Source organism: Rossellomorea sp. YZS02 (genome assembly GCF_033963925.1).
In the GTDB taxonomy this organism is placed as follows: domain Bacteria; phylum Bacillota; class Bacilli; order Bacillales; family Bacillaceae_B; genus Rossellomorea.
This window is the reverse complement of the sequence record NZ_JAXBLY010000013.1, coordinates 1-24834: the sequence shown is the minus strand read 5'-3', so window position 1 is coordinate 24834 and position 24834 is coordinate 1. Positions and strand designations below refer to the sequence as shown.

At 36.9% G+C, this 24834-nt stretch carries 23 protein-coding genes; 10 read left to right on the top strand and 13 right to left on the bottom strand.

Going from position 1 to position 24834, the window contains the following annotated elements:
• The 4 genes from SLH55_RS13610 (at position 1) to SLH55_RS13595 (ending at position 3297) form a co-directional block, all read left to right on the top strand.
• Positions 1-459: a VOC family protein gene (locus tag SLH55_RS13610; RefSeq protein ID WP_320323666.1), complete on the top strand. Its 459-nt coding sequence runs from the start codon at positions 1-3 to the stop codon at positions 457-459.
• A 192-nt stretch (positions 460-651) separates the two neighbouring features.
• A complete protein-coding gene (locus tag SLH55_RS13605) occupies positions 652-1419 on the top strand; it encodes a nucleotidyltransferase domain-containing protein (protein WP_320323665.1) in 768 nt (255 codons plus the stop codon).
• Between the two features lie 226 nt (positions 1420-1645).
• Entirely contained in the window at positions 1646-2686 is a 1041-nt protein-coding gene (locus SLH55_RS13600; RefSeq protein WP_320323664.1) for a thermonuclease family protein, read from the top strand.
• Positions 2687-2808: 122 nt separating this feature from the next.
• On the top strand, positions 2809-3297 hold the full coding sequence (locus SLH55_RS13595; RefSeq protein WP_320323663.1) for an LURP-one-related/scramblase family protein: 489 nt from the start codon (positions 2809-2811) through the stop codon (positions 3295-3297).
• A 30-nt stretch (positions 3298-3327) separates the two neighbouring features.
• Here SLH55_RS13595 and SLH55_RS13590 read toward each other — a convergent pair whose 3' ends face one another.
• The 7 genes from SLH55_RS13590 to SLH55_RS13560 form a co-directional block, all read right to left on the bottom strand.
• Positions 3328-3855: a hypothetical protein gene (locus SLH55_RS13590; RefSeq protein ID WP_320323662.1), complete on the bottom strand. Its 528-nt coding sequence runs from the start codon at positions 3853-3855 to the stop codon at positions 3328-3330.
• A gap of 85 nt (positions 3856-3940) precedes the next feature.
• Positions 3941-4129 (bottom strand): hypothetical protein, encoded by a 189-nt coding sequence (locus SLH55_RS13585; protein WP_219167473.1) that lies wholly within the window; start codon positions 4127-4129, stop codon positions 3941-3943.
• 15 nt (positions 4130-4144) lie between these two features.
• Positions 4145-4321 (bottom strand): hypothetical protein, encoded by a 177-nt coding sequence (locus SLH55_RS13580; protein ID WP_320323661.1) that lies wholly within the window; start codon positions 4319-4321, stop codon positions 4145-4147.
• A gap of 402 nt (positions 4322-4723) precedes the next feature.
• The gene (locus tag SLH55_RS13575) at positions 4724-5197 is read right to left on the bottom strand and encodes a hypothetical protein (protein WP_320323660.1); all 474 of its coding nucleotides are present in this window, start codon (positions 5195-5197) and stop codon (positions 4724-4726) included.
• Between the two features lie 78 nt (positions 5198-5275).
• The gene (locus SLH55_RS13570) at positions 5276-5449 is read right to left on the bottom strand and encodes a hypothetical protein (RefSeq protein WP_320323659.1); all 174 of its coding nucleotides are present in this window, start codon (positions 5447-5449) and stop codon (positions 5276-5278) included.
• An 11-nt stretch (positions 5450-5460) separates the two neighbouring features.
• Positions 5461-5649 carry a hypothetical protein gene (locus SLH55_RS13565; protein ID WP_320323658.1) on the bottom strand — a complete coding sequence of 63 codons (189 nt, stop codon included), beginning with the start codon at positions 5647-5649 and terminating at the stop codon, positions 5461-5463.
• A 90-nt stretch (positions 5650-5739) separates the two neighbouring features.
• Positions 5740-6555, bottom strand: a complete 816-nt coding sequence (locus tag SLH55_RS13560) for a nuclease-related domain-containing protein (protein ID WP_320323657.1) — start codon at positions 6553-6555, stop codon at positions 5740-5742.
• Positions 6556-6649: 94 nt separating this feature from the next.
• Here SLH55_RS13560 and SLH55_RS13555 point away from each other — a divergent pair, with 94 nt between their 5' ends.
• Positions 6650-7675: an HNH endonuclease gene (locus SLH55_RS13555; RefSeq protein WP_320323656.1), complete on the top strand. Its 1026-nt coding sequence runs from the start codon at positions 6650-6652 to the stop codon at positions 7673-7675.
• 245 nt (positions 7676-7920) lie between these two features.
• Here SLH55_RS13555 and SLH55_RS13550 read toward each other — a convergent pair whose 3' ends face one another.
• A complete protein-coding gene (locus tag SLH55_RS13550; RefSeq protein WP_320323655.1) occupies positions 7921-8184 on the bottom strand; it encodes a helix-turn-helix transcriptional regulator in 264 nt (87 codons plus the stop codon).
• Positions 8185-8441: 257 nt separating this feature from the next.
• Here SLH55_RS13550 and SLH55_RS13545 point away from each other — a divergent pair, with 257 nt between their 5' ends.
• Positions 8442-8765, top strand: a complete 324-nt coding sequence (locus tag SLH55_RS13545; protein ID WP_320323654.1) for a nucleoside triphosphate pyrophosphohydrolase — start codon at positions 8442-8444, stop codon at positions 8763-8765.
• A 120-nt stretch (positions 8766-8885) separates the two neighbouring features.
• Positions 8886-9263: a helix-turn-helix transcriptional regulator gene (locus SLH55_RS13540; protein ID WP_320323653.1), complete on the top strand. Its 378-nt coding sequence runs from the start codon at positions 8886-8888 to the stop codon at positions 9261-9263.
• A 62-nt stretch (positions 9264-9325) separates the two neighbouring features.
• Here the strand turns inward: SLH55_RS13540 and SLH55_RS13535 are convergent, their stop codons facing one another.
• The 5 genes from SLH55_RS13535 to dndB are packed head-to-tail and all read right to left on the bottom strand — an operon-like array spanning position 9326 to position 15520.
• Positions 9326-10444 (bottom strand): cysteine desulfurase family protein, encoded by a 1119-nt coding sequence (locus tag SLH55_RS13535; protein WP_320323652.1) that lies wholly within the window; start codon positions 10442-10444, stop codon positions 9326-9328.
• Positions 10445-10458: 14 nt separating this feature from the next.
• The gene (gene dndE, locus SLH55_RS13530) at positions 10459-10830 is read right to left on the bottom strand and encodes a DNA sulfur modification protein DndE (RefSeq protein ID WP_320323651.1); all 372 of its coding nucleotides are present in this window, start codon (positions 10828-10830) and stop codon (positions 10459-10461) included.
• The gene (dndD, locus tag SLH55_RS13525) at positions 10827-12812 is read right to left on the bottom strand and encodes a DNA sulfur modification protein DndD (protein ID WP_320323650.1); all 1986 of its coding nucleotides are present in this window, start codon (positions 12810-12812) and stop codon (positions 10827-10829) included. The genes dndE and dndD overlap by 4 nt, the downstream gene beginning before the upstream one ends.
• A 19-nt stretch (positions 12813-12831) precedes the next feature.
• Complete coding sequence (gene dndC, locus SLH55_RS13520; protein WP_320323649.1) at positions 12832-14421, bottom strand: DNA phosphorothioation system sulfurtransferase DndC; 1590 nt, start codon at positions 14419-14421, stop codon at positions 12832-12834.
• A 1-nt stretch (position 14422) separates the two neighbouring features.
• On the bottom strand, positions 14423-15520 hold the full coding sequence (gene dndB / locus SLH55_RS13515) for a DNA sulfur modification protein DndB (RefSeq protein WP_320323648.1): 1098 nt from the start codon (positions 15518-15520) through the stop codon (positions 14423-14425).
• Positions 15521-15713: 193 nt separating this feature from the next.
• On the opposite strand from dndB, the gene dptF reads away from it, so the two are divergent.
• From dptF to dptH, 3 genes are read left to right on the top strand one after another with little or no spacing between them, the layout of a single operon-like run.
• Complete coding sequence (gene dptF / locus SLH55_RS13510) at positions 15714-18002, top strand: DNA phosphorothioation-dependent restriction protein DptF (RefSeq protein WP_320323647.1); 2289 nt, start codon at positions 15714-15716, stop codon at positions 18000-18002.
• A gap of 3 nt (positions 18003-18005) precedes the next feature.
• Positions 18006-19409 (top strand): DNA phosphorothioation-dependent restriction protein DptG, encoded by a 1404-nt coding sequence (gene dptG, locus SLH55_RS13505; RefSeq protein WP_320323646.1) that lies wholly within the window; start codon positions 18006-18008, stop codon positions 19407-19409.
• On the top strand, positions 19390-24729 hold the full coding sequence (gene dptH, locus SLH55_RS13500) for a DNA phosphorothioation-dependent restriction protein DptH (RefSeq protein ID WP_320323645.1): 5340 nt from the start codon (positions 19390-19392) through the stop codon (positions 24727-24729). The genes dptG and dptH overlap by 20 nt, the downstream gene beginning before the upstream one ends.
• Positions 24730-24834: the final 105 nt, after the last annotated feature.

Genomic DNA, 24834 nt, shown 5'->3' with positions numbered 1-24834 from the left:
ATGATTAAAGGATTATATGAAGCACATTTACCTGTAAGTGATAGGAAGCAGTCCATCGATTTCTATCAGAAGCTCGGTTTGGAACTGGCGTATGAGAGTGAGAAGGTTTCCTTTGTCTGGATTGAGAAAGGGAAGAGTTGGCTTGGGTTGTGGGAGGCGGATCAAGTGAATATTCCGTATCATGCTTCCATCCGGCATATCGCCTTTCATGTTGAACCGGAGGATATGATAGAGGCGAAGGCATGGTTAAAAGAGAGAGGAGTCGAGGTGCGGGAAGCGTTCGGATTTTCACCGGAACGGCAGCCAATCGTCTTACCAAACAATCCCCAGGCACACGCTTGTCTGTATTTTGATGCCCCCGACGGAAATTCCCTTGAATTCATCGCTCCATTGCGATTGGATCATGAAGAAGCGTTTGAGATGATGACGCTTGAGGAGTGGATGAATCGGGAGAAGTGAGGCGCGGGGCGGTTCCCGTATTTCTTTTTTCTTTGGTGGAAGCAGCAGAACTGTCCCCCAGCTTCTCTTTTATATCGACTAAAGCATAGGTAATCGTGAATAAACAGTTATTCTTCAACGGAATGGCTGTTTTTTTATGCCAAAATTGGTACAATGGCGTAATATCCATTTTTTACATAGGGGGACATGGGCATGAGACAAGAAAAAGCGGTTGAGAAGGTATTGGAGAGTCTGAAAAAAGATCACAGTGTCCGGAGTGTGTTCCTGAAAGGATCCATGGGGCGGAAGGAACACGATGAACACTCGGATGTCGACCTGTACTGCCTGGTTGCAGAAGGGGAGGAAAAGGAATTCCTGACACGGCGCCTCGATCATCTGAAGGCGTATAAGGACCTTATCTTCTACGATGACATCTTCATCATCGCACCGCAGATCATTGCCATTTATGAAGACTGGCTGCATATCGATCTTTTCACGGTAACGGAGAAGACGTTTCAGGAGAAGGATTTCTTTACGGTGTTATATGATCCGGACGATCTGATGGAAAAATATCAATCTACTCAAAATCTCTCACTATCAAAGGAACAATTCATCGAAAACGTGCTGGATGCGCCATGGTTCCTGTTTCAGCATGAGAAAGCAGCGGCGAGAGGGAATGATACGTGGGCGGTGGAAATGCTGCGGCATTGTATGAGGAATGTGACAACCATTTTGCTTTCCCGGTATGCGAGGGAGCGGGCAGTTCTTGGGTTGAAAACGATTCATAGGGATTTGCCTCAGGACTTGCAAGATCAGGTGGTGGAGATTTATGAGAAAATGACGCCGTCCCGTCATGGGGAAGCGGCGAGGAAGATTGCGAGTTTATTGGAAAGTGAGTTTGATTGGATTTGCGGAGAGCTCGGTGAGGATGAAGTTTCTTCGTTTATGGAGTTGATGATTGGGAGAGTGTTAGGACGTTAGGAGCCAAGGGACCTGTCCCCCTGGCTTCGTTTGCAATAAAAATAGAGCAGAAGCGCCGCAGCTTCTGCTCATTTTTTAGCTTGCATAGAAAAACCTTCACTAAATCGCGATATTATCTGATAAATAAGCGATTTTTATAATACAATTAACATACAAATCTGTTAAAATGGTGCAGTCATTCAGACAGGATTGACAAACTTAATGAAAAATATGATGAGGTGCTGAAATGAAGGGATTACCTATGATCTTAGCTGCCATTGCCATCGTTTTCACCTTGTTCATGGCGATGATAACGCCAGCAGCATGGGTTGGATTATTGATCGTGGTGTTAGGTTTATACCAAACTGTTCAAAAGAGAAAAGGCAGAAGGGCGTTTTCAAGCGGGCTGATCACGATTGGAATTCTAGGTGTCATGATCGGGGGCTGTTCAGCTCCATCAGATCAAGTGGATACAGCAGCTACTGAAAAGGCTGAGAAAGAAGCCGATCAACAGGCGAAGGCAGACGAAGAAAAGAAAGCGGAAGAAGCGAAGAAAGCCAAGGAAGAAGAAAAGGAAAAAGCGGAAGTTGAGCAAGAGCAACAGGAGCTTGCCTACACTTCCGGACTGGAAGAAGTACTGGTTACCCGAGTGGTAGACGGTGATACAGTCGAATTAAAGGATGGAAGAAAAGTACGATTGATCGGCGTCAACACCCCTGAGTCCACAACGAGAACAGAAGAATACGGAAAAGAGGCAAGTAATTACACGACCGAAAAGTTGGAAGGCAAAACGGTCTGGCTCCAAAAAGATGTGTCCGAAACGGACCGGTACAACCGTTCTCTGCGCCTGATCTGGCTTGAAATCCCTAAGGATGACATGGACGAAGAAGAAATCCGGACGAAGATGTTTAATGCAGACCTCGTGTTAAATGGATATGCTGAGCCGTCCACCTACAACCCGGATGTCAAATACAGCGACTACTTCGTGAAATTTGCCCGGGAAGCAAGAGAGAACGAAACGGGCCTGTGGGCTTACGGTGAAAATGGAACGACCAAAGGGGACCTGGATTCTAATAAAGAAAAGAAAACAACGACAGCATCCACACCGAAATCCAGTTCCAGCACGAGCACTGCCACAACAGAAGAACCGGCAGCTGCCCCGCAACAAGAATTCTATCAAAATTGTACCGAACTGAGAAAAGTCTATCCGGATGGAGTCCCTTCCGATCATCCTGCATATGCATCGAAACATGATCGGGATAAAGACGGCTGGGCGTGTGAGAGATAAAGAGAGTAAGAGCCATTCCTTTCGTGAAGGGATGGCTTTTTTTATGTGCAACAGTGAAAACTTGGAACTTCACCCCGTCTCATTCGTATATAAAGGAAAGAAGTAAAATGGAGGGTAATAGGATGAAACAGCTATACATTAAACAAAAAGTGTTCAGTCTCAGCGAGAAATTTACGGTAAAGGACCAGGACGAGAAGGACGCCTATTATGTCGAGGGAAGCTTTATGAAAGTTCCGAAGACATTCTCCATCATGAATCAGGACAGGGAAGAAGTCGCCCTGATCACCAAAAAGGTACTGAGCTTTCTGCCGACGTTCTTTGTTGAAGTGAATGGTGAAGAGGTCGTGACGATCAAGAAGGAATTGTCCTTCCTGAAAGCCAAGTATTCCATTGATGCGGCAGGCATTGAAGTAGAGGGAAACTGGATGGATATGAACTTTCACGTGCTGCACAAGGGAAGAGTCGTAGGCGAAGTGGGGAAGGAATGGTTCAGTTGGGGTGACAGCTACAGGGTACAGATCCTGGAGGAAGAGTTGGAGTCGGTGATCCTGGCCCTTGTGATTGCTATTGATTGTGTGAAGGCGGATCAGTCTAATACGGCGACGTTTTAAAGAAGCACGGGAACCGTCCCCGTGCTTCCTTCAAAGGTTAAACATCTTTTGAAATGTCTCCATCGTTTCTTCCTGCTCTTTTCGCGAACTTACAGGAGCGGTATCTTTACCGAATTTATTTAGTAGGGCATTGTAACGGTTAAGCATTGTCATTTGTTGCAGGGCCATATGAGTATGAATCGTGCGGACATTTTCAGCTTTCATTCGTAACGCAGAGTTGAAATTATTGTTCGCCATCGATTTGGCACTAGTGGCCAGTTCTTTTAGGATATTCTCCTGACTCATGCCTATACTGTTTTGTTGGCAGTTAAATGAAACAGGTTCCCATTTATGGAGATCCTCAATACTAATCGTTTCATTTTGAACAGGATCCATAAGGGCAATCATGACTTTCACATGGTTTTGCATCATCATGTACTGTTCCGTGGCGGCCTGCTTGATTTCCGAGTCTTGAATGGTACATATATACGAGGCTAACTTATCCAGTTCTGCTTTATGAACGGGCAGGTGTTCAGCCATTAAACTCAAATCGATCATCTTAAGAATCATTCTGGTCATTCCTCCTCCCCTTCATATGTATTCATAGGGGTTGGAATAGTGACCTATGGAAGAAGAAGCACCGGGACGTTTCCCGTGCTTCCTCTTAGCTTTCACCCTTATTCTTCGAAAATATGTATCTAGCATTAATGTAAAATAAAGTACCAAAGAAAAACAAAGCGGTAATCAGCCAGCTCGCAATCGCCCAATACTCTCCATTTAATAGATATCCACTGATAAACGTCACACATACCATCATGGCCATCACCACATACATGCCGATTATGTATTTCATTTCAGACACACCTTTCTAGATTGTCGTAAACCACCAAGCAAAAAGCATGATGCTCGTTACACCCCATGCCGTCGTTCCAAGTATAAACCAAATCGTTGGTTCCATTCTATGATTTCTTTTTCTTTTTAATAAAGCAAGTACACTAAAACCGATGATAAAGAAACTAACGGCAGTCCAAAGTAAGAAGTTCATTGTTGTTTCTCTCCTTTCTGTTGAAAATATGATCTGTTAGGAAAACAGAAGACAATCTCGTTATAAGTTGAAAGCAATTTCAAGAAACTTTTTAATATAACTTACTCCAAAAGAGAACAGCGATTCTACCCAGAATCGCTGTGTTTTATTTACCCTCGTCATCAGCCCCAAATAATAAAGTAAAAGAGGACAGAATTAACGATAAATTGAACAGTAGATGTAGAGATTCCTACACCCTTTAAATTTGAACCCCCAGCGAATAGTACTATCACTAAGATCAGTGCAGATACCGTAAGCACCGTCAAATGGATTTGAGGTGACAATTTTTTACAACTCCTAATCTAATTAGTCACCGTATATTTGGCTAGTGTAAAAGTGTTACGCATTATCTCTGGCATCAAATCATTTACCCAGCCATTCATTCAATTCCTTAACAGTATCATCCTCATTCTTCTTCATAACATCCATACTCCTTGCTTCTTCAACAAGTGGAATCAAATGGTTTATTCTTTCTTCATCCACATCATCAGGATCTACATCTGACACGAAATCCTGCATACGATCATAAAGCTCTAGAAGATGGTCCTTCTGGTATTCCTCTATGACAATCTTATTCAAACTCGTATAAGCAATCACTCTATGATTACTCGCATCATACTGATCGATCATACCTCGTGTGTAATCAGACGAAGTGTCATCGTTCAGTAAGCTTTTCAAGATCAACTCGAACTGAAGCATAGTGGTGGTATGGTGGTTCTCGAAGATTAACAGATTGTGTTCCTGAACATTTTCGGTGCTGGTGGTTGTTTTGTCGCTGCAAGAGGTGAGCAGAAAGATGAGTGACAAGGCGGTTATCCATTTTACTGTTCCTTTCAAATGATTTCCCTCCTCATTTCCATTTCTTTTCATAAAATATGACTGTACGTGTAGATTGGGAACATCATAGCCTTTCTATTACTGATCAAACAAATCCTCATCCCCCTCAATTTCTTTCATTCCATGCTTTTCTTCAAAAAACGTCCCGATAAGAGATCGATTAATCCCATGTCGAACAGCTCGCCAAATAATAGAATACAAGATTGCTCCGGCTACGATCAGCCCGACAAAAGCTAAGAAGATGACTTCCATTACATTCACTCCTATTGTTCTTCATCCTCAAGTGCCGGTATGATCTGTTCAACAATCGCATCATCCAGATCTTCTATTCGCACTTCAAGAGTACTGATTAAGTGATTTTGCTCGGTGAGTAATACGTTCTGTCTGAAGATGACGATGGCCATGATGATTAATGTGATGAGTAGTAGTGTGGTTTGAATTTTTTGGAACATTTGTTTCTCTTTTCCATGTTGGTGTTGTATGTATAGTTATCACAGTGGGAGTGGGGGATTCTGTAGTCTTGTTACTTTAAAATGTTAGAGTTACTTCACACTCTTCTGATGTTCGTAGCAATAAATCTTCCCTTGAAATCTATGATGTTGTAAACAATACGACATAACTTTATCAGAAACCGGGTTATGGCAAACAACACAATTAGGTCGAGGGCTGTTCTTTTGGTCATTTAATGCTCTTGTATGTTCTTCTCTAACGGTTAGGTCAGGGATATTGGCATTTAGAAAGGTTCGATGAATGGACGAAATATCACTCTCACTTAAAAGTGGTTCTTTATGCTGCATCTTCAACACCGATACTTTCCGATGAATAAACTCCGACAACTCAATGTCATACACAATCAATTCATTAGAAGCGATCTTACGATAATCCGAATCCACTTTAAAAGTAGATCGCTTTGTAAAAGAAACCATGGAGACAAACCATTCATGGTACTTCTTATCAATTAATGAAGAAAGTGCTTTAATGTGCCCATAGTTTTGTACAAAAGGGTTCATCATTTTGAACTTCCCATTGACCAGCCACGTACTTCGATCTTTCCCGCCATAGATGGTACCTTGATAGTTTTTCGTTTCAATAGTAAAGATTGCGTATGGAGTGATCACCACATGGTCAATTTGTGAATAGCCGGACTTCGCTTTTGGATTGGATATAAGGAGATCGCTTAGGTGGCGGTACGTCTTAGGCAGTTGATCTAGTTGGATATCAATTTTGTATTCTCCCAGTTCTCCTTTTCTTACAGCGATTTGTTCATTGGTTCTTTTTGGTTTTGGTGATGAAGTAATAGTAGCTTGTTTTGGTTTAGACTCACTCTTCTTCTTTAAAATGTTTAAAAATAATAGCATGAATTTCTCCTTGATGGTTTGATATACTTAGTATCGTACATATTTATGGAAATTTTAACCGCTATTAAGTTCAGAATAATTAAGGAGGCAACCAATGCCCACTCCCATCACTATCAGCAAAAATGATCAACTATTATATGAAGCTACTAATATTCAAGAAGCTGCAGGCTACCTTGCTGATTATCTCAATATAAAGAAGTCAAAATGCTATGATCCAATCGAGAGGGGATATGTTTATAATATTCCCTACCATTTCGAAGGAAACGAATATCGTTTTATAGCGCCACCAGAGATTGCTGCTAATCGTCGCCAGGAGTTAGAAGAAAGGGACCATAAGAATGCCCGCCGTATCTGGTTGGTACCGGCGAATCCAAACGAATATGACTTGGAAAGGGCATTCGTCCAATTTGAAAACCTTGACTGGAAACGTTCATTCAACTATGAAAATGGTGATATCTTATTTTTGTATGTTTCAGGGAGTGTCAAAAAGGTCAGGTATAAGGTGGAAGTAATAGAGGGATTGGTTCAAACGGATGATACGATCTATGATCAGTCGTTCTGGGTAGATCAAGAGAAGTATGATCAATCCATTGGTGGAGACAAGACGCGTGTCCGCTTGGTGGATGTGGTTGATACGGATGGCTTATCACTTTATCGATTAAGGGAGCATGGGTTGAAAGGCAAAATCCAGGGCTCCATGAAACTTACCGGTGAGCTCCTTGACTACATTATGTCATACTTTCAAAAGGATTTATCAACTGAGGTTTATCCTGACGAAGTGCCGGAAATGTGGGAAGGGGAACAGAGAACGATTACGATTAATTCATATGAACGCAATCCACTTGCGCGCAAGCAATGCATAGATCATTATGGTGCCGAGTGCCAGGTATGTAAGATGAACTTCAAAAATACTTATGGGGAAGTGGGGAGAGAGTTCATCCACGTACACCATATTACACCTCTACACGAAATTCAAAAGGATTATCAGGTGAATCCGATAGAGGATCTTATACCTGTGTGTCCGAATTGTCATGCGATGCTTCATAGGAAAGAGAATGGAGTGTATTTAACGGTAGAGGTATTGAAAGAGCGTCTTAAAATGAAAGTAAGCACTCTATAAAAAAATAAGAAAGCCGTAGCTTACTCCCGACGTAAGTTGCGGCTTTCTCTCTTAGCTAACTTAATAACTTCCTTTACAACCGAACCTCTATATATAGAAGTCCTTCTATTATCATCTGTAAAATATATCTTCCCATAACTATGTTCTCGGGTAAAGCCCACAATCATGAAATTGTATGTTTGCTTCCCTTTTAATAGAATGAATTCTTGTTTCTCGATGGTAATCCCCCCATTTAAACTACCAAGTTAATCCTCTTTGAGTTTCTTTTCTTTTTCTATTTTACCAATTTCCTGAAAAATTCTGTCGATACTAATTCCTGTATTATTATGTATGCTATTCAGTGTGAGTGCACTTGGTATTCTTTTTCCGCGTTCAATCATCCCGTAGCCTTCCTCTGACATGTGAATCGTCCAGGCAAACTCTGCCTGTGTCATTCCACGTTCATATCTTCCCCGTTTCAATAGTTGTCCCAGTGTCTTCGCAAAAGGCTTATTTTCTTCTTTTACCAAAGAATTCTCCCCTTTTTAAACCCATTATCAAATCGGGGGGAATCACACACGACGAACAGGTAGTTGGATTATTGAAAAATATGTAAAAAACTAATGAATTATTTTTGCCTCCGTTCATTTTCGTATGAATCACTTATGAAGATGACTAAAAGGTGAATGAAAAAAGTAAGAAATGGACTGGAGGTACGATCTTCGCGTAATGAACTACTTAATAAAATGTTAAAATATAGATAATACAATCAATAGGAGGTCACAACATGCCGACCTACAACAAGTTAGTACGGGATAAAATCCCAAAAATCATTGAAAATAAAGGTAAGGAATTTTCAACAAAGATCCTCAACGATGAAGACTACATAAAGTACTTAAAAGAAAAAGCTTATGAGGAACTTGATGAATACTGTGTGGCGGAAACGGATGGAGAAGCTGTGGAAGAGCTTGCTGATCTCTTGGAGGTTGTCAGGTCTTTGTCTAAGCAGCATGGATCTACTATTGAAGAAGTAGAAGCAGTACGGAAAGATAAGGCTGAGAAACGTGGGGGATTCCAGGAGAAGGTGTTCCTGATTGAGGTAAAAGATTAATTCATTTGAGGGTTCAAATTGTGTAGTGCCCCATTAATAGACCTATTTTCAGAGAGATAGAGAAAAGAATTCATTCGTGAATAGAACATGAAGTAAAAGAAGTTCACTGAGAGTAAAGGGTTGTCAGAAACACTGAGGGGGAGAGAAATGGAGACTATAGGAGCTAGATTGAAAGAAATAAGAGAAAAAAGTGACCTAACTCTAGATGAGTTTGCAAATAAGATAAATCTGACTAAAGGAATTATTTGGAGTTATGAGCTTGGAAAAAAAGAACCTAGCATTAATCACTTAAAGAGAATAGCAGAATTTTTTAACATTTCTTTGGAATTTCTAATTTATGGAGTCGAGGAGAAAATTGGCATAAATCTAAATGAAGAATTAATAAAGGACCAATTCTTTATAACTGTGGACGAAATAGAAGTGAGTCAAGATGAACTTCTTGAAGTGATTGCATATATAAAAGCTAAGAGGATAGTGAAGAAAGAACTAATGAAGTAATAGGCAAAATATTAAGAGCCAATTCAATTAATTTTTGAAAGGCTCTTAATATTTTGGACTTCCTAAAGGGATTTAAAGACTAATAAGTCATCTTCAATAATTAGGTGTGACAAAGAAAACCGAATAGTATTCCTAACCTCATCAATCGTCAAACCAATCGCAGCAAGTACATGACTAGGTTTACTCGAACTACAAGCAGATCCTGTAGATACAGCCATAACCGGTGAAAGTTTCTTAACAAGGATCTCATTGTTCAATCCCTTAAATTGCACACTCAAGATTCCAGGGATTTTATCTTTTTTATCGTTATTAAAAGAAATAACAGTCTTAAATTTTTCTAAAAGTATATCTCTTAGTGTTTCTTCTAATCGATTCAATTTATTGATATTCTCTTGTAGAGATTGATAAGCTAGTTCTGCTGCTTTTCCCATCCCAACAATATTATGGACAGCAAGTGTACCACTTCTGATGCCTTGTTCCTGTCCACCGCCATGAATAAGAGGGGTTAAAGGAGTAGAAATACTATACTCATCTCGTCTGATGTAGGCAACTCCAGTTCCTTTAGGTCCGTGAAACTTATGAGCTGAGCAAGACAAGAAAGATATACCAGGGTAGTTCTCAAGATTAAGATCAACTTTACCTATAACTTGAGTAGCATCTGTATGAAATAATACCCCTTTATCAACGCAAAATTCTGAGATTGTTTTAATCGGGTTTAATGACCCAAGTTCATTATTTCCCCACATAATAGATACAAGTATAGTATCCTCTCTCAGAGCTTCTTCTAAATCTTCACAAGAGACCCGTCCATAACCATCAACATCAAGATAAGTTATTTCGAATCCTTTCTGTTCTAAATATTCACACGTATCTAGAACGGAAGGGTGTTCGGTTTTTGAGGTAATAATGTGTTTGCCCTTTGACCGATAATAATCTGCAACGCCTTTTAAAACCATGTTATTAGTCTCAGTCGAACCACTAGTGAAAGTTAATTCTTCCGGCTTACTTCCTAATAGTAACGCAACATTATTTCTGGCATTTTCAACAGCGTCTTTTGCATTTACGGCAAAAGAATAGTACTTACTTGAGGGGTTACCAAATTCCTCAAGTAAGTACGGAAGCATAGCCTCTTTAACTTCTGGTAAGAGAGGAGTAGTGGCACTGTTATCTAGATATAACATATGGATTAACCCCTTTATGCATCTATTTTAAATAAATTATTTAGCAATTTATCATAGTTACCTGCATGGCGATATTCATTTTCAAGTAGTTTAATTCCGCGCTCTAAATGTGCATTAAAATAGTCAGGGAAATATTCTTCATCAGTTAGATTTTGTTGAGCATGCTGGCGAATGATTGCTTTGAAGACATAATCATGTTCTCCAGTCATAGCATTACGATGAATATCTACACCACTTTTATCCTGGACCATTTCAGGAACTTCAGGAATACTTAGAGATAAACCTACCGCAATTCTAGATAATATATTCCAAGTTAGCCCCGTAGAGGATTGAAGGGTCTTTAAGATCTCTCCAGTGTTCTTGGACGTTTTTATTCTAAAATTCATTGGTTAACCTCCATTCCTTTAAAAGAAAAGTAATCATTTAGTATAGTTGTCTCTTTGTTGTTTACATCGAAGTCGAGTGTATATTCCTTAGCCGTATAGTTGTGCAGTAGATTATAGGTTGATTCATCGATCTCTGAATCAGTTGAGAGTACAATCGCTTGTCGGCCACAATTCGGAATATAATGAGTTAGTATACTTTGTTTATGTGAGCGATCCAGTCTACCTAGTAATGTATCAAATATGAAAGGTACATTTCTGCCCGAACATTTAAAAATTGCCCAGATGATCGATAATAACAGTATTTCTTTTTCTCCCGCAGAGAGGGTGGATTTCTCCATTGCTTCATTATTTTGGTCATAGAGACTTACTTCAAAAGTGGATGAATCAATTTTAATAGAAGCAATATAATTACGTTTTCTCATTAATTTATTCAGCATACGTAATGCTTCCATTTGAACTTCTTGCAATTTCTTTTGTAGTTGAAGCTTCCTGAATTTTTGACTTAACGAGATAATCTTTTGAGATTCAACGAATGAGTTTCTACTCTTTTCTTGATCTCTAAACTTGAATTCAATTGTTTCTATAGAAGAATTCACTTTATCTAGTTGAGTCTGTAATTCTACTAAGGCATTTTGCGATGCTTCAATCTCCTGATTAATTGAGTGGAGTTGACTATTGTATTTTTCCATGTCAGAAACCATTCCACTAAACTCAGATGAAGAATCATTAATTTTAAGTTTTCCTCTTAATTCTTGAATTTCTTTAAGTTTAGCTTTATTTTCATCAATCACGCTAATGTAAGAATCCAATTTATTAGTTTGAACTTCTTGAAAAATGTTTTCAACCTGGTTTCCTTCAGAGAATGATGCACCATGAATAAGACCAGTTGATTCAGAAGGATTCACGGTTGAGAGAACTTCTTGTCTAAGAACATTTTCTAAATTCTCATTTGGTGTAAGTTCCAGCTGCTTAAGAATACTCTTAATTTTATCACTTGTTAATTTCTCGTCTAAAGAAGAGAACAGTTGGAATTTTTCTTCGTTTATTAATTGTTCCCGCGTTTCTTTTACAAGATCTTTAGCCAAGTAGAATGGAAGAGTGCTAGCTACAAAATTCTTTAGAAGCTCCTGGTTTTGCTTCCTGTCATTTTCTAATCCTACTATGCTTTGATTAATGCTTTCTCTTTGATCTCGAACTAATCCGCCATGGATTTCAAAATCACTTTTAATTCTTTCATAATCCTCTTCGACCGTTTGTCGCTGTAGAGAGAGGTCGTCTATCTTTTTTTGAAATTCCATTATGTTATTTTGGTAACTACTCTTTGTTTCTTTTAAGTTAATTAGTTCTTTTTCTTGGTCATTTAAAGAAGCTATACGTGCACTTTGTTGACTGTACTGATCTAAATCTTTCTCCATTACTTCAAATAAGTCTAGGTTAAAGAGAACATTGGTCAGTTTCTCAATATAACTTGATAGGAGATTGTTATTAATAATTCTAGAGATTTCTTCTCCGTCAAATAAGCATAGATCTAACAAGTGAGGAGGCATAATTTCTTTTAATTTTGATTGAAAGACTTCTCTTTCGTAGTCATTTAAAAATTTCCCATCTTGCAGTACATCAAGCGATTCTTTAACATTTTCGTTTTGGTAACGCCAAGATCTGTAAAGGGAATATTCTTTTTTGGTAAGGTCGTCAATGACTTCAAAATCTATTTTTAAACGGAAATTGTTTTCATTATTCATTTTTGCTGAATAGTTCAGTAGTGAATCTACCTTTTTTAAGTACTCTTTATTCTCTGTTTTATAACCAAATGCAAATGAACCGAATAGCCCCATCTTAATGGAATTTAATAATGTTGTCTTTCCAGCTCCATTTTCCCCACCAATCAGTACCGTGTTTTTGCTGGAAGAAGTTGATAGGTCAATGGTGTGCATTCCTCGGTAAGGACCAATGTTTGTAAGATGAATTTTTTTAAGATACATAGTTTATCTCCTTGAAATCTTATAAGTGTAAATAATCTTGTTTTAGTACTTTTGACATTTCTTCCATTAAGCCTCGCCTAACCTTTAATCCAGAAAAGTCTTTTTCAACAAATAACAGCTTTTTAATGACTTTAATGTCCACTTTATATTCATCGCAGAGTAATTCAAGGTCAGATATTTGATCACTGTTAAATAAAGGACGATCATCAATTTCCCACTCTAGGTCATGACCAATGGCAGATTTAAAGATTTGAGGAACATGATCTTCCCAATCCCCATTTTTATACCAGATCTTACGAATGGCTTTTAATTCTTCTTCTTTAATAAGTTCGTAGTTAGGATCTTCTGGATGCTGTAATTGTTTTTGTGTTTTTAACAGTCTTTCTAGTATTTCTCTTCTAGCTTTCATTGTAAAAGGTCCAAGCCCAAGTTGGGCATACTTTTCTTCATTAGAGTCTTCATCAATATAGGTCACAAGAATATTATGTCCTTGCTCTGTACTTAGGTCGATATCATGTTCTGATAGATACGTTTTTAAGTTATCTCTTTCTACAATGATATAGTTCTCATCATTGATTTCAACGAATTCTTTCGGTCTACTACCTTTTTTAGGAATGTGATGATATTCTTTCCCATCAATCACCTCCACATGAATATCGCGAAAATAGATTTGACCATGTTTTCGATATTTCATTCTCATCGTACGATCATCTCTAATAGAAGATAACCAGTTTCTAAAGTTTAATAACGGCTTCATCCAGTCATGCCCAGTTTGAATAAATCCAGAAAGTGCTTTATCTTCATTTACCACTGTACATACCCAGCAACCAAAGCGACTATTACCACAAGAACCTGCTGTATCTTTAACCGTCTTATCTACGACTAATGGACATTCTCCACTGCTTGAGTCTTGATAAAGTCTATGTAGCTCATAGTTGTCGTCTCCCCATGGAGAAGGGTTATTCAATAGGTAATCCCACACATCATCTAAATCAAATGCTTTAATTGGTGCGTATACATATGCATTCGATAAAGTTGAGTGACGCATCAGAACTTTTCCCTCAACAGTATGGGAACGAATGACATTGGCTCTTGTAGCACTTTCGTCTTCTCGTACGCCTAACACCATGATGACTTCACCAAAAGAGTTTACTTTATCTGTAATAAATTGATTGGCCGGATCAATTTTTAATCGATCCGTACACCAACGAAATTGCTGGTTCGGAGATGGATAACCTTTTCCAATAATGTTATACCAGAAAGATTGCTCCGCAACTGGTTTTACTTTGTGTGTTTCAATTGGTAAACCTAAGTCTAATGCTTTTTCCTGCACTTTCCGTAATGTCTGATTAATCGATTGAATAATCAGAGGTGTCTCTACAAGAGTATCTGACGAGATCACATATATTTTTTTGTGAAGCTTCTCTGGTGGTAATTCTTTTAATGCTTCAAATACAAGTTGTACGACTACTGTTGAGTCTTTTCCTCCGCTATATCCAACTACCCATGGTCTGTCATCGGATAGGTATACGTCAATAATTTGTTCTTTTGCTTTATCTATGACTGTTTTTTCTTCAGTTAAGAGACTTGAAATAATTCCCTCGCTCATTTTAATGATCCCCTTGCTTAAATTTATTCTCTATGTTCATCTCGTGTTCAAGAAGTGGCAATCCTAGTAAGGTCTTAATTTTATTTGTAGTTAGTTGGATGGTATGGTTGTTCTTTTGGATTCTGCCATTCTGGTTAAACGCTCTTCCTAACCAAAACTCTGTGTTTGCACGATTCCAGTCTATTGAAGACAACTTTTGTAAATGTTTTTTCCAATCTTCGGTATGGAACTCCCTTAGATATTTACCTAACACTCCAATAGCTTCAATGAAAACTCCGTGACCAACGATAAAGTTTGCTCTTAAATCTCTAGGAGAAAGCTTTTTGTTTAAAACATCGTTCCATTCAACAATACTTTCTGTGAGGGTTTGCCAGAATTCGAACAAGAATTGTTTATCATCATCAGAAATAGAATCGCCTTTCGTTTTTCCTAGAAGCTTAAGATTTGTATTAAAAACATGATTTAGAGCTAAAATCTTAGGTGAATTCTTAGAAAGAGATACTCTTTCTCGGTCTGTATATCGTTTCAACAATGGAATTTCTTTAACAATTTCTTTTGTCACGAGTGCCAGTTTATCACGGTGATCATACAAAATACCAATAGAAGAAGTCGTATTTACAGCATGGCGATTTAGGTCGGAGAAGATTTGTTGTGATTTTGTTAATCCCTCATCATGAAAGAACACAACGGAAATGGTCTCAGACCCTATTTCAGGTGATATTTTTAATGCTTCTTCTATAGCGGCACGCCGATGCTGTCCATCATTGATTAAAAAGCGCGCATCTAAAGCAACTCGTAATTGGCCAAGATCTTTTGAAGAAGGGTCCTGTCCAAAAGGAACAAATTCCAACTCTCCATCAATAGAGGCTGTTAAAGAAGAAAATACATAATCACGATTATTTTCTACAATATAATTTGTAATCTCAGGAATTCTGGTTTTATTAAGAATCCTTTGAGCCCTATGTTCTGGTGGGATCTCGTCCTCATCAAATAAGAAAATCTTAGGGATAATTCTTAATGGACACATTGCTACATAATATTCCTTATCTGCCTGAATCCCCTTAATTGCAGGGAAAGTATAACTAAATGCCGCATCCATGTGTACAACCTCCATTTTACGTACGTAATTTTATGATATTATTATATACCTTTATTAAGTGATCTTCAATTAAATACGAACCTTTATTCGTATATTTAATAAAACATTTTCTGGAAAGTAAGGTGGGATATCAATTTTTTGTCAGTTGTATGTTAAAATTGTTACAAAAGAGACACTTCGGAGATGATGAGAAATGAGTACAGATGAACAATTTTTCCTGAGTTTTATAGATGAGATCAATCCTGTTGCAGCTCAAAATGCAAAGAAAATGGAAGAACTTCTTTTTGAAGATGCCAGTAGCTCCATTGTAAAAGGTAGATTATTTGCAGAAGCGGTATTAAACGAGGTTTTTAAGATTGAAGAGATTGAAGCTCCTTATGTAAATTCGCTTTATGATAAAATTTCATATTTAACTCGTGGAGGATACATCGAGAGGGAAGTTCAACAATCGTTTGATACGATTCGGTTATCAGGTAATAAAGCCGCTCATGATGGTGGATTTAACGATATAACAGTAGCTTTCAAATTACATAAAGAAATGTACAATATTGCGGTTTGGTTTGTTGAGGTATATTCAGTAAAACAAATCAAAATACCACTATATGAAACTCCTAAACCTCCAAAAAAGGAAGCAAATATTGAAGATCTTGTTCAGAAAAAAATCATGCAATTATTAGGTTCTAATGGATTTCCAAAATTAGTGCCAGGAGAAGAACAAGAAGAAAAGCAGCCTACTACTCCTTTTAGTGTAAAGGAAAATAGTTTGTTTGATGAGAAGATTGGAGAAGGAGAGAGCTATCTATTAAGAAAGCTAAAACGGCTACAGGACTCCTCACAGGAAGCGATTGAGAACGCAAATCAATTCAGTCGTTTTAAGAATTATATGCATGTGGATCGGAAGATTCAGTTAGATTTTGAACATATTTTAGAAGGGAGAAATGGCCTATCAAACGGGAACTTAATTTTGTTATGTGGAAGTGTGGGGGATGGTAAGTCTCACTTACTAGCATATCTTAAGGAAAATAAACCTCACCTTATTGATGCATATACCATTTATAATGATGCAACTGAAAGCTTTTCTCCAGGGAAAAATGCGATGGAAACACTGGAAGAAGTTTTGAAGAGCTTCTCTGATCAATATATAGAGGATACCAGTGAGAAAGTAATACTAGCCATTAACATGGGGGTTCTTCACAACTTTATCCATACTAAGCATAACGAATACTCTTATCAAAAGCTAAGAGATTTGGTAGAGGAGAGTGAATTGTTCTCACCAAATATTACTACACATTACTCCAGTGGTAATTTCGATTTGCTAAGCTTTGGTGACTACCATCCATATGAATTAACAAAAGATGGTCCAACTTCGAGCTTTTATTTTACTTTAATGGAAAAAATCTTCTCTAATCATGAAGAAAACCCCTTTTACAGAGCTCTTGTAGAAGATGAGAAGAGAGAATTTAATACTATGGCACACGAGAATTACAGAATGTTGCAGAATGAATTTGTACAGAAACAAATTGTAAATCTCTTAATCGAAGCCATTGTAAAATACAAATTAGTTATCTCAGCACGGGCATTTTTAAATTTCATTGCAGATATCATTATTCCAGATGATGTTCGCACAACAGCCATTATGTCTGAATTTGAGGTGCTTAAAAATGCTGTTCCTACTCTACTTTTTAATAGGAAAGAGAGATCTGTCATTCTGAAAGCATTAAGTTATGGAGACCCGATTCATAAGAGGTCTATTTATATAGATCAAATTGTCATTGATCTTAACACCCTAAGCGATTGGGGGAATTTAATTGAAGACAATATAGTTTCTGAAACAGCAGCAAAATGGTTAAAACCACTGGCTCAGGAAACAAACCTAACTAACTATTCCTTTGATTTGTTTTTCAAGACATTTATTCGAATCGCATCACTAACAAATAAGCAATTTGCGGCTAAATTGACGGATCCAATGTACACTTCTTTTATGAAATATCTTTATTATTTTAATGTAGGAGAAAAAGCACAGATTATCAATTTTTATGGGGAAATAAAATCGGCCATTTTCAATTGGAAAGGGTCGCCCAAGAGAGAGTATATCTATCTTAATAAGCCAGATGAGAAGTTCAGAATTGCTCAAAAGCTTGTACTGAGACCTACTGTTACTCATATTAAGCAAAGTACAGAGGATGTTCTATACTCTTTTAAATCTTCTATCTTAATGGGTTACCATAAGGGTGATCATGAGACAAAAGAATTTTTAGATATAGACTTTCCCTTATATGAATTAATGATGAAAGTGGAAGATGGGTATCGCCCAAATAAAAAAGATATAGAAGACGCAATCAAGTTTGTAGAGTTTATAGAGAAATTAATGGTCTTTGGAGAGAAAAGAAATGAGCTACTAATTCATTACCCAAATGACAAGAAATTCTACAAAATTAAGAAAGATGATTTTGAGCGTTTCGTCTTTGAAAGGGAGAAATAAGAGATGAGTCATCTTTATATTGAACATTTAAATAAACATTTAATCAAAAAAAACAAGCATGATGTAGGAGAAGTCCTTGATGTTTTGCCCTTCTTAACTAAGAGGACGGGGGCCATTAAGGGGAATTTTAATCAGGTTCTCGGTGAGTTTGTTCGCTTTAACTCATCTTTGGAATTAGACTCCCATGCGTATTCTGAAATTGAAACGTTTACGACCGATGAACAAAACAAATATAGTGAGCATATTGCAAGTAAAGTAGAATTTCTAGATGATAGCGATGCTCCTTATGATTTCGTTCGCTTTTTAAATCAACATCTGTCTAATGAAGATGAGATTAAACCTATTCACCCATATTTATTTAATTACATCCCTAATGAACGGTTTGAAGGGGAATTTAAGAAATATGCACAATTCTTGAGTGAGACACTTGCATTAGAAAATAATGAGATCAAAGAAATCTTTATGAATAAAAAATCAGAAGACATTTTGACTGAGTTAGTACTAAGTCAATTGGATGGTCTTAAAGAAGCAAAAGGGAAAAGAAGACAATATCAACAGCTAATTGCCCCTTTAGTGAAGTGTTACCAAGAAGATTTAATCTTTCTCAGTAAGCATAAGGATTATTTCTTAGCATCGTTTCCTTTGTTGACTCATTTCTATACATTAATGTATGCAATGCAACTATTGTTTAAGTTTGAGCAATTCACTAATGCAAATTTTGATGAAGTCACTCCTTTATACTTTGCATTAGAGTGGGAAGCAATTAGTAAACGGAGAAGTGCAGCAGACGAAATATTAGGATATAAGTTTATTAAAGAAAATGCCAAGAAATTGTTCCCGCATATCCACACGATTTCTCATTTAAGTCACAATGTTTTTCAGGAAGACAAGGAAGATCGTTTGAATTTTATTCCTTACAGTACTCTATACGAAAGAATAAAAAATAAAGGTGTGAGTTTTGAACAGGAATTTCTACTCGAACTAAAGGAATGGATCAATTTATATAAAAAGCTACCGTTTACAAACATAACCATTGAAGATAACTCAGAAACCCTGCCAGAAGCATTTAAGGTGTTATTTGCGTGTCTCCAAAAGGGAACGAGTAGTAGTGTAGCTGATAAATTCGGTAAGAATATTGAAGACCTTGCTTCCGACCAGTTCGTTAAGAGTAGGGGAAGTATAGGAAATGTATTAAATATCAAACATGAATTCTTGCTATTGATTACAGCTGTATCTGTCAAAGACAAAAGAATACCTTTAAATGAACTATTCCATGAATTTGAAAAGAGAGGAATAGCACTGGATCGTTATTCTAAAAAAGAAGTGATGAACCTATTCGATAACTTGAATATTATCGATAAAAAAAGTGATAGTGGTGATGCTCAGTATGTCAAACCAATTTTATAATTACATCGTTTCTACGTTAATTGATTACTTTAAAACAACCGTTGTTAAACCCGGAAATAGATATTACCTACAATTAGATAATCAAAAGGAACTAAGTCATTTAATAAGTTCTTTGAGAGAGATTACTAATATCCAAACTTTCTCGTACCAGCATAATCAAGGAGACAAATATGAAACTTTCTCTATACCATTTAATGGTGTGAAATTGGTTATTGCCCATACCTCTAAAAATGTTTCCCCTGATTTTTTAGTTACATTAAGAAATCTAGTTGGTGAGCAAAAGGGAGGGTGGAACCAAACCGCGCTTCTTAGTGTAGTAACTGAGCAACTGGACTCTATCCAGGGAGGAAGTAGTGATCTTCAAAAAGAGGGGATGCCTCTTCATATTAATTCCATCTTCTCTAATCTAAAAATTAAAATAGAGAATAGCGGACTTGAAAAGGTTGATCAGATTATTTTACAAGACAATTTAGATAACCTCATTAAAGAACAGTCATTTCAGCAAATTACTCTCTTCGACTTTGAAGACATTTTTAATACATTAGAGAGAGGCTCTATTGAAGACCAAGAATATCATAAGTTTGGCATATTCAAAGATGACGATTTAGCAACCTTTAAAGGGAAAGATCAGAAAAATAGGCTAAATGAAAATCGTGAACTTTTTGATTTTGTCAGAAGGTATCATGATCTAGGTTTAGGGGATGAAGAGTTAGAGAAAAGGTTTTCTCCAAAAGGAGTTAAAGAATTAAAGGACTCTGAATGGATAAATCTATCCTATTCACAAGTTCATAAAGCTCATGAGGACTATAAAAGAAGTATTGGAACGAAAAAAGTCGATTTACAAACAATTAAAGTAAATGAAAAGCTGAATATATGGAATAAACCCCATAAAGAATCGTCTGCAGGAAAGAGAAAAAGACACTTAATAATTTTTAACCCTGACCAACTGCCTGAAATTAAGGTGCAGGCAAATTTTCAGTTTGCGGGTGATATAAAGAGTCTATCAAACGAGTATCTTACCGTTCAAAATCAATTCAAATCTTCTTGTTCTGCTGACGTAAAAAAGAACAATATTGAAGTAAGCATTAGAGTTGAAAAAAATAATGTAACCTTTACAAGGTTCACTTACAAACATGATAAAAAAGCTGGATTAGGTGCTGATTTCCTAATAGCTGTAGTGCCTTTAGAGCCTATCAATTTAGATAAGTTTAAATCCAATTATACGATAGACCCTATTCAAAAAGTTATTGGTCTCCAGTATGAGGGAGATCAAGTCGTCCTAGGTCAAGGATTTGATAAACAGACTATAGAAGTAGAAAAACATGATCAATCGGTCAACATTTCAGAAGATAATCAAGTGACAATTAAGCCACTTCCAGAAGCATTTAATGATGAAGATGAGCTGAAAATAAACTTATCATTTGGCGAAGTCCATGTACCAGTCTTACTTAAAAACGAATTACAGGAATCCATGCCTATAAATGGTCAGAGACTTTGGAGGCTTATTAGGGAAAAAGGTCAGGATATACAGTGGATAAAAGAAAATAATAGACTAGTTCTTGAGAACAGTGAATTTTATATGCACTCAGAATATAAACAGTATTTTCATTGGGAAGATACTTGGGTTGAAGAAGGTATGAAATTCGCTAAATTTGATTCCGATCAGCTTTTACAAGAAGATCTTAAATTAAGTGACGACCTTAGAGAAGCCTATAGTAGGTTTATTACGTATTTTAAAACCTGGAATTCAATCCCTAGCTTGTCTTATGTTACTCCTGATTATGAGACAAGGGCGAAAGAATTTCTTTCAGCCTATGTGAACGAGATTAAAGATTTCAGAAATGGAACTCCAGCTGGAAAAAAGGGAATGGATCTATTTAAACTAGGTATGGTTCAATCAAATGAAATGGTTTACTTAACACCATTTCACCCACTAATGGTTGCTTTTAAACTAAAGTTTTATGACTTATTGGAGTCAAAAGAAGTAGATAACAGTATACTTAACCGTCTCCATCCGGATGCGCTGCTCCCTTATATATATGATGAAGATGAAAAATTATATAAATCAGAACATCAACAGGCTGCTTTAGAATGGTTAACCTTTAAATTAGTTCAAAATGTATCTGTTTCAGATGCAAATCAATTTTTAGCTAAAGTAGTTAGTGACAAGATGTCTCAATTTAAAGAGCATTTCTCATATTTATTTATTGAACAATCACTTGCTCCGTTACAGCTGAATATTATTAACATCGTAAATGATCATGAAGTATTGAAGGGTATTCTTCAATGGATGGTAAATGTAATTGAAAAAGAAGGAATCGATTATTTAAAACCTATTGAAGTTACTCTATATAGAAAAGATGAAACAGAATCAGCATTTGATCTTTTTGCCCGTACAGATTCAGTGGATGCAGTTGTAGAATTATTTGATATTAAGATAAAACGTAATGACTATGATAAAGAGGATGTACTAAGAAAAATCAGAGAAAAGCTGTTCTTTTATAAGAAAAGTGATACTACTGATTATAAATACGCTCACATTTCTTTTTTCAAGATGAAGGCTCAGGAGAAATTCGCTGTTCAACCTATGCGTGACATGGATTCAGGCGTGGCAATTGAAGGCTTATACTCAAGTGTACCTTCCATGAAAGATGAAGAAAACTATAAGAGTGGATTTGGCGTGAAGTCTTATACGATTGAGGAAGATAACTATCTAACCTTAACTTCCTATTTTGTGAATGAGCTTGCTGCGAATTTAAGGAATAGTGGAAACGACAGCTATCGAAAAGGCGAAGCGATCTTCTCGAGGACTACGACAACGGATGAGGAAGATTTAGAAAAAATCTTCAAATCTTCTTATTGGGTAACGTTTGTAGATCCTACCATTGATCTGGAGTATTTTAATCAATATGATGGAAACCTAGTGGTTATTCACTACAGTGACCAGTACTCATCATCGAGTAGATATGATGCCATTACAGTAACAGATAAGTCTAACCAGTACTTTGCAGTCATTAAGGAGTTCCTTAAACAAAAAGAAGTGGAAGGGACAGATCAAAATGTGTTAAGTACGATTAAAGCATTCAATACCTTTAACGGTGAATGGTTACTTCGAATCATTGGTAGCAAGGGACATTATGATCGGGAGAAGTTAAGTATTATATCAGCTATTAAATTCTCTGTTTCTTACCTAGACCATCCTAATATACTTTGGGTCCCTATTTCTCTAGAAGAAGTATTAAGGGTTGCGGGAGCGGTGAGTCTAAATAAGACTGAAGGAGTGTTTACTGCTAAGAATTTAGGAGTGAAAGGTAGCCACAGTGATGACCTTCTCCTAATTGGTTTAGAAAATAACAATAATGATTTGGCTCTTCATTTCTATCCTGTAGAAGTCAAGATTGGAATTAATAGTGGGACTGTTTTAGAAAAGGCAAGAATCCAAGTTGAGAAAACAAAGAAACTTTTATTAGAGACACTTACTGGTGAAGTAGGTGATACATTTACAGGGAAGTTTTACCGAAACTTCTTTGCGCAATTACTCATCTCTAACTCTAAGAAATTAGAACAAAGTGAATTTTGGAATGATAAAGGCTATTTCTTATCCAGTGAAATAAAAGAAAAATTATTAAAAGATCAATATACTGTATCTACAAAGCTTGATGAATTTATAGGTGAAGGCGCTATCCTCTCATTCCAGAAGAATGTTTATCACCGAAGTGCTGTAGTTGATTCTAATGTTCTTCTTTTAAATCTAACTGAAAAAGATGGATATGAAGGTCTGATTCGTCCGATTAAAGATTTACGAGATTGGATTCAAGATAAGGAAAATGATTTTGTTAAGGAAGACATGCTATCCACTAGATATTCATATTCTATTTCAACTTCATCCTCACCTGAAAGTACGAGTGAACCCGTAGCATTGGTTGATGGTAAAGGTGAGTATGAAGTAGTACCGGAGGCTATCACCAAAGAAATCGATGGAGCTAGCGTTGAACGCAAAGAACAGTCTGAGGAAGTACAGGAAGACTCTTCAAACGATTTAGTAGAAAAAAGTCCAGAAGATTCAACAGCTGAGTTAGATCAAGGTGAATCAACTGTTCCTGGATACGAAGTTGAGTCTGAAGACCAAGAGAACGCTTCAAATGTAGAATCCACAAAGGAATCTCTTGATGAAGATAAGCCTCGTTCGTCCGTAGATTTAGAAGATGCGAGAATACTTATAGGTAAACCAGAGAATTCTAACCGAAAAATCTACTGGGAATATGGAAATAATGGCTTAGCCAATAGACACTTATTGATTTCCGGTAAATCTGGTCAGGGTAAAACGTACTTTATGCAATGTTTGTTACTTGAAAAATCAAAGCTTGGTATTCCAAGCATCGTTATAGACTACACTGAAGGATTCTTACCTAACCAACTTGAGCCAGAATTTGTGGATTTCTTAGGGGATAAACTTAAACACAAAATTGTGTATAGTGAGAAGCTTCCTATCAATCCGTTCGAGAAAAATGTTCGAGACATTGGTGGAATTCAGTTACCTGAGTCGAATACTGATGTAGCAGAACGAATTAAGAGTGTTTTTTCTTCTGTATATAAGACATTAGGTATTCAGCAACAAAATGCCATTTATGAAGCTATATTAAATGGGTTAGATCGATATGATGAAGGAATGAGCCTCGTCAAACTTAAAGAATTACTTGAAGAAGATGGTAGTAGCTATGCCAAAACAGCTTTGTCTCAAATTAGACCATTGATTGATCGTAATCCATTTAATAATGATAATTCATTAAAATGGAATGACATTATCAAAAGTGATGGAGAAGTTCATATTATCCAGTTGACTGGATTCCCAAGAGATGTGCAATTAATGATTACAGAGTTTATACTTTGGGATTTGTGGAATTACTCTGTTCGCTATGGTAATAAAAATCAACCAATGCCTGTCATTATGGATGAAGCCCAAAACTTAGATCATACTGAAAAATCACCTTCAGCACGGATTCTTACGGAGGGAAGGAAGTTCGGATGGTCTGCATGGTACGCTACTCAATTCCTGAAGTCCCAGCTTGATGCAGGTGAGTTAGCAAGACTTCAAAATGCAACTCAGAAGGTATATTTCTCACCACCTGAGCAAGAGCTATCTAACATTGCTAGTAGCTTGTCTAAAGATCCGCATGAGAAAAAACAGTGGGAGAATGCTCTTTCATCCTTGAAAAAGGGACAGTGCATTGTTCATGGTCCAGTGGAGAAAGAGAACGGTGAACTCTCAAATCCTACAATTAATGTAGTAAACATCATGTCTTTAAACGAACGAATTTAATACTATAAAAAAGAGGCTGGGACAAAACTAGTCTCTAATAGAAAAAAAGGTGAATTTGAGCGTGCTCAAATTCACCTTTTTTAATTTTCTTGCGTAAATTCTTCT